3 protein-coding genes are annotated in these 5,195 nt (G+C 56.5%); 1 reads left to right on the top strand and 2 read right to left on the bottom strand.

Annotated elements, in window-relative coordinates; genetic code table 11:
* Positions 1–184 precede the first annotated feature (184 nt).
* Complete coding sequence (sat, locus tag RI563_RS05925) at positions 185–1,375, top strand: sulfate adenylyltransferase (protein ID WP_310693442.1); 1,191 nt, start codon at positions 185–187, stop codon at positions 1,373–1,375.
* A 418-nt stretch (positions 1,376–1,793) separates the two neighbouring features.
* On the opposite strand, the gene RI563_RS05920 is transcribed toward sat, so the two are convergent.
* Positions 1,794–2,705 carry a phosphate ABC transporter substrate-binding protein gene (locus RI563_RS05920; RefSeq protein WP_310693441.1) on the bottom strand — a complete coding sequence of 304 codons (912 nt, stop codon included), beginning with the start codon at positions 2,703–2,705 and terminating at the stop codon, positions 1,794–1,796.
* Between the two features lie 240 nt (positions 2,706–2,945).
* Positions 2,946–4,964: an asparagine synthase (glutamine-hydrolyzing) gene (asnB, locus tag RI563_RS05915; protein ID WP_310693440.1), complete on the bottom strand. Its 2,019-nt coding sequence runs from the start codon at positions 4,962–4,964 to the stop codon at positions 2,946–2,948.
* Positions 4,965–5,195 lie beyond the last annotated feature (231 nt).

The following is a 5,195-nucleotide window of genomic DNA, read 5'->3' as shown; positions in this document are numbered from 1 at the left end:
TGTTCTAATGCCCTCATAAATATCCCTGTTGTTCTGCCCCGAAGGCAGTGGTGTATAGTCGGGCGTCTGACAATTCTAGCCGGGCTGCGCGGCAGCCGGATTCCCGCTCCGGCGGGCCCTCTCAGACCACGGCAGCCCGAACGTAAAATAAATGCCCACGCGGCCCAACCTTGAGGAAGGACGGATGATTAAACCTATCGGTAGCGACGAGCTGCAACCGCGCTTTGTCTACGATTCAACCAAACACGATGCATTGAGCAAAGAGGCGAATTCCCTGCCCTCGGTGGTCATCAGCTCCCAGGCGGCGGGCAATGCCGTGATGCTGGGCGGCGGCTACTTCAATCCGCTGCCGGGCTTTATGAACGTGGCCGACGCCATGGGCGCCGCCGAAAAGATGACCCTGACCGACGGCAGCTTTTTCCCGGTGCCGATTCTCTGCCTGCTGGAGAATGTCGACGAGATCAAAGACGCCAAACGCATCGCCCTGCGCGACCCCAATGTCGAGGGCAACCCGGTTCTGGCCGTGATGGACGTGGAAGCCATTGAGGAGATCTCCGACGACCAGATGAACACCATGACCCAGCGGGTCTATGGCACCACCGACACCGAACACCCCGGTGTGGCCGCCTTTAACAGCCAGGGCCGTTTCGCCGTCTCCGGACCGATCCACGTGCTGAACTTCAGCTACTTTCTGACCGATTTCCCGGACACCTTCCGCACTGCCGTGGAAATCCGCAACGAGATCAAGGAACACGGCTGGAACAAGGTCGTCGCCTTCCAGACCCGTAACCCCATGCATCTGGCCCATGAAGAACTGTGCCACATGGCCATGGATCGCCTGGGCGCCGATGGCCTGGTGATTCACATGCTGCTGGGCAAACTCAAGCCGGGGGATATCCCCGCGCCGGTGCGCGATGCAGCGATCCGTAAGATGGTGGAACTCTACTTCCCGCCCAACAGCGTAATGGTCACCGGTTACGGCTTTGACATGCTCTATGCCGGCCCACGCGAGGCGGTACTGCACGCCTATTTCCGCCAGAACATGGGCGCCACCCACTTTATCATCGGCCGCGACCATGCCGGCGTGGGCGACTACTACGGTCCCTTCGACGCGCAGAAGATCTTCCACGACGAAGTGCCCGGCGGTGCGATGGATATCGAGATCTTCGAGGCTGACCACACTGCCTGGTCGAAGAAACTCAACAAGGTGGTCATGATGTGCGAAGCGCCGGATCACACCAAGGAAGACTTCGTCCTGCTCTCCGGCACCAAGGTGCGCGAAATGCTGAGCAACGGTGAAGCCCCGCCGGCGGAATTCTCCCGCCCCGAAGTGGCCAAGATCCTGATCGACTATTACACCAGTAAAGACGCCTGATCAGGCCCTGCCACTGTAAACAAAAGAGGCGCTCCGGCGCCTCTTTTTTTTGTCTCTCGCAAGGGTCGGTGGGACAGCAGGATCCATTCACTATTCACGGTTACCTGGAATGAACGCGGAGGACGCGGAGTCGCAGAGGCGCGGAGAAAGATAAGCTAATAAAAACGACGGGAAGACACCGACTCGGTGCTGTCAGGCGTGAAGTGCGTTCTACACACCGTTGCCCGGAACATAATGGTTTCACTTTCAGTGCTTCGGTGGTTTGGCCAGGAATACAAATAAGAGCAAAGTGATCTGCCATATAAATTTTTCCTCTGCGTCTTTGCGCCTCCGCGTCCTCCGCGTTAACTTTCCAGTGCACAAAAAAAGAGGCCCACCACAGGGTGAGCCTCTTGCCATTCCCAGTCAGGACCGGGTGTTATATCTGGCTGTCCGCGCTGGTGCGATAGGCACCGGAACGACTGGCCCGTTCGTACTGGTCGAGCTGTTTCATGACCAGGGCCATGGCTTCGGTATAGGGTACGGTACCCTGTTTGCGAATGATCTCCTGGCCTTCCTGGCTGACAGCGTAGCGAATGAAGTCACGAATCTTTTGATCGGTCGAGCCCCGTTTGGTTACCAGGTATAACGGGCGATAGAGCACATAATCCCCGTTTCTGATCTTCGCATAGCTGGGCTCGTGACCGTTGAGCTTGAGGATCTTGATATCACGTTTTTTGGCGCTGCTGATACCGGTAACGCCCAAACCATTGATGTTTTCCATGACGCCCTTTTCCACCGGGCCGGACGATTTGACCACGTAGGTGGCCTTGAACTCCTGATCGAAGTTGTTGAACACCAGTTCGCGCAGGGTGCGACCGACACCGGACATCTTGCCCCGGCGGGCATAGAGTTCAATCGGCGCATCGGCACCGCCCAGTTCCTTCCAGTTGGTAATGTTACCCAGATACACCTGCTTCAGTTGATCGAAGGTGATATTGTCGACCGGATTATCCTTGTTGGTCACCACCACAAGTGCATCCCAGGCAACCGGAATCTGGTGAGCATTACGTTCGTCATCCCGGCTCTCCAGCGAGGTTCGGCAGGCGCCGCCGATATCGATATTGCCCGCCGCGGCATTACGAATGCCCTTGGTGGCGCCACCCCCGCTGAGACTGATATGGACGCCGGTCTTGGCCTCGTAGGCTCTGGCCAGTTCCGCCATGAAGGCTTTTTTGGTGATCCCGCAACCAGCCCAGTTAATATCCGCCTGTTGTGTCTGTTCGGCGCTGGCCAGCGCCGACAGCCCGAATAAGGCGGGTATCAACCATAAAAAGTGAAAACGTTTCATTGCGACATCTCCTGATCTGGATATTTGTCTTCTTTCATCTTCGGCAACTTTACGGGTAAACCCCAGATCCGACTGACGATACTGTGTAGGACGTCACACAAATCGTTTTATTCCAGACAGTTGTTATTAACTATATTTAAATATATATATGTCCTTATAGAGAAGCGTTCACACGGTCAGTCACGATCAAAAAAGGGGGCTTGCAGCCCCCTTTGTTTTCATCGTGCCGTTACACCTGACTCAGACATGCCAGCCATATTCATCCGCCTTTTGCCGGGCCAGTGATGGGACATCGGTGGCAACGAAATGCTTGTGCAGGATCTGCACGCCGACCATGTGATTGATGACCGCATCGAGCTTCACCTGCGTTGAGGCGGTGGTGTCCTCGGCTTCATGCAGATCGAACAGCGCCTTGACACCGTCTTTATCCAGAATCCCGGCCTGCTCGATCGCCTCATCGGAGAGGTAGTTATCAGACAGGACCTTGAGGGCGGCCCACTTGTCCGGATCGGTATGCGCCGGTGGCGCCATGAAGGCGAACTTTTCCCGTTCGTATAGCGTCGTGGGCAAAATGCCCTTCATCGCTTCACGCAACACGTATTTCTCGGTGCGGCCCTTGATACGCATGGAGGGCGGCAGCTGGGCGCAATATTCGGCCAGGTGATGATCCAGAAACGGCGGCCGCGCTTCCATGGAATTGGCCATGTCGACGCGGTCTCCGCCCCAGGTGAGGATCTGGCCTTCCAACATCGTCTTGATCCAGACGTACTGGGCCTTGTCGAGCGGATGGCGGCCTTCGAGCATGTCACCGTCCAGTGCCTCGGCAATGGCCTGTCCGGGGGCATAGCCCTCAACTTCCTTGCGCAGGGCAGACGATAGCAGGCCGGGCACATGCACCGCCGAGGCGAGCCAGGGTTGCAGACAGCTGGGGGTAAAGCCCATCAGTTCGTTCAGGGCCGGATCGCTGACTTCGTCCTCGGCCAGCATGGCACCTTTAAACAACTTGTTGGCCTCGGCCAGGATGCTCTCCCACTCGGCCCGTTCGGCCGGCGACAGGGTATCCATGCCGTGCAGGAACATGTCGCGGCGAAAGGCGGGATAACCACCGAACAGTTCATCCGAACCCTCGCCGGTAACCACCACTTTGTAACCGGCCTTGTTAACGTGCCGGCTCATCAGCAGCTTGGCCACACCCAGGGTATTATAGATGGTGCGTTCGGTATGCCAGAGGGTTTCCTCGAAGTTGTCGTACAGATGGCCGGCATTGAGCAACATCACATCCTGATCAGCACCAACCGATTCGGCCATCTCGGTGGCAATCGGGGTTTCGTCGTAATCAGCATCGTCAAACCCGATGGTAAACGCCTTGACCGGGGATTGCTGACTGGCGGCCGCCATGCCCAGAGTGGAACAGGAGTCGATCCCGCCGGAGAGATAACAGGCCACCGGCACATCCGCTTCCAGGCGCAGTTGTACCGCCTGCAATAATTGTTTGCGGACACCTTCTATATAATACTCTTCATCGTCGCGATCGTTTTTCAACCGTTCGCTCTGCAGAGGGAAATCCATGTCCCAGTATTTCTGGTCGGTCACATGGAACTTCCCGTGCCTGCGCTCGATGATCACCACATGGCCGGGTTTGACCTGATTGATATTATCGAAGGCGGTATTGCCCGGCACGGTGGTCTGCATCAACTGATGAAACACACCCTTGGCATTGAAATGACGCGGCACATCGGGATGGGCAAACAGGACCTTGAGCTCGGAACCGAATACGATCTTGTCGCCGGTGTTGGTCCAGTACAACGGTTTGACACCGAAACGATCGCGGACCAGCATCAGCCGATCATGCTGCTTGTCATACAGGGCAAAGGCGAACTCGCCGCGCAGGTGCGGCAGCATGTCTTCCAGACCGAGTCGGGGATAGAGATGCAACACCATCTCCGAGTCACTCTTGGCCTTGAACCGCGCGCCCTTGAGCGTCAGCTCGGCGCGAATCCGCTTGTAGTCGTAAAACTCGCCGTTATGCGCCAGCAACAGGTTATTGTCCTGTGACATAAAAGGCTGACGGGCGCGCTCTTCGTTGAGGTCGATAATCGACAGGCGGGCATGCGAGAACCCCACGCCCTGCTCATCCAGTGTCTTGTAACCAAACCCGTCGGGACCGCGATGATGCTGGATTGCCGCCATGTTGACCAGCAATTGCGGATCGATGGTCTGTTCGGGATTGGCGTGAAATATTCCGGCTATGCCACACATAATCTATTTAGTTAACCTCTGCTATGAATCGTAAATCGTCAGTCGTCAGTCGTCAGTCGTCAGTCGTCAGTCGTCAGTCGTCAGTGAGAGTGCGCCTGTGATCTTACACCTTGCAAGCTCACACCCTGACAATCTCACGCACTCGTTCCCTTACACCCTGGCACCTACTAGCCCCCAGTACCTAGTACCTAGTACCTAGTACCTAGTACCTAGAACCTGACAAGGCTGGTC

This window comes from Thiohalophilus sp., assembly GCF_031581315.1.
GTDB lineage: Bacteria > Pseudomonadota > Gammaproteobacteria > UBA6429 > Thiohalophilaceae > Thiohalophilus.
Note: the sequence above shows the minus strand (reverse complement) of the source record. Positions and strands in the feature narration are given on the sequence as shown.

Excerpts from the sequence above, each read along its gene's own strand:
- sat (WP_310693442.1), top strand. The coding sequence starts at position 185 with ATGATTAAACCTATCGGTAGCGACGAGCTGCAACCGCGCTTTGTCTAC.
- RI563_RS05920 (WP_310693441.1), bottom strand. The coding sequence starts at position 2,705 with ATGAAACGTTTTCACTTTTTATGGTTGATACCCGCCTTATTCGGGCTG.
- asnB (WP_310693440.1), bottom strand. The coding sequence starts at position 4,964 with ATGTGTGGCATAGCCGGAATATTTCACGCCAATCCCGAACAGACCATC.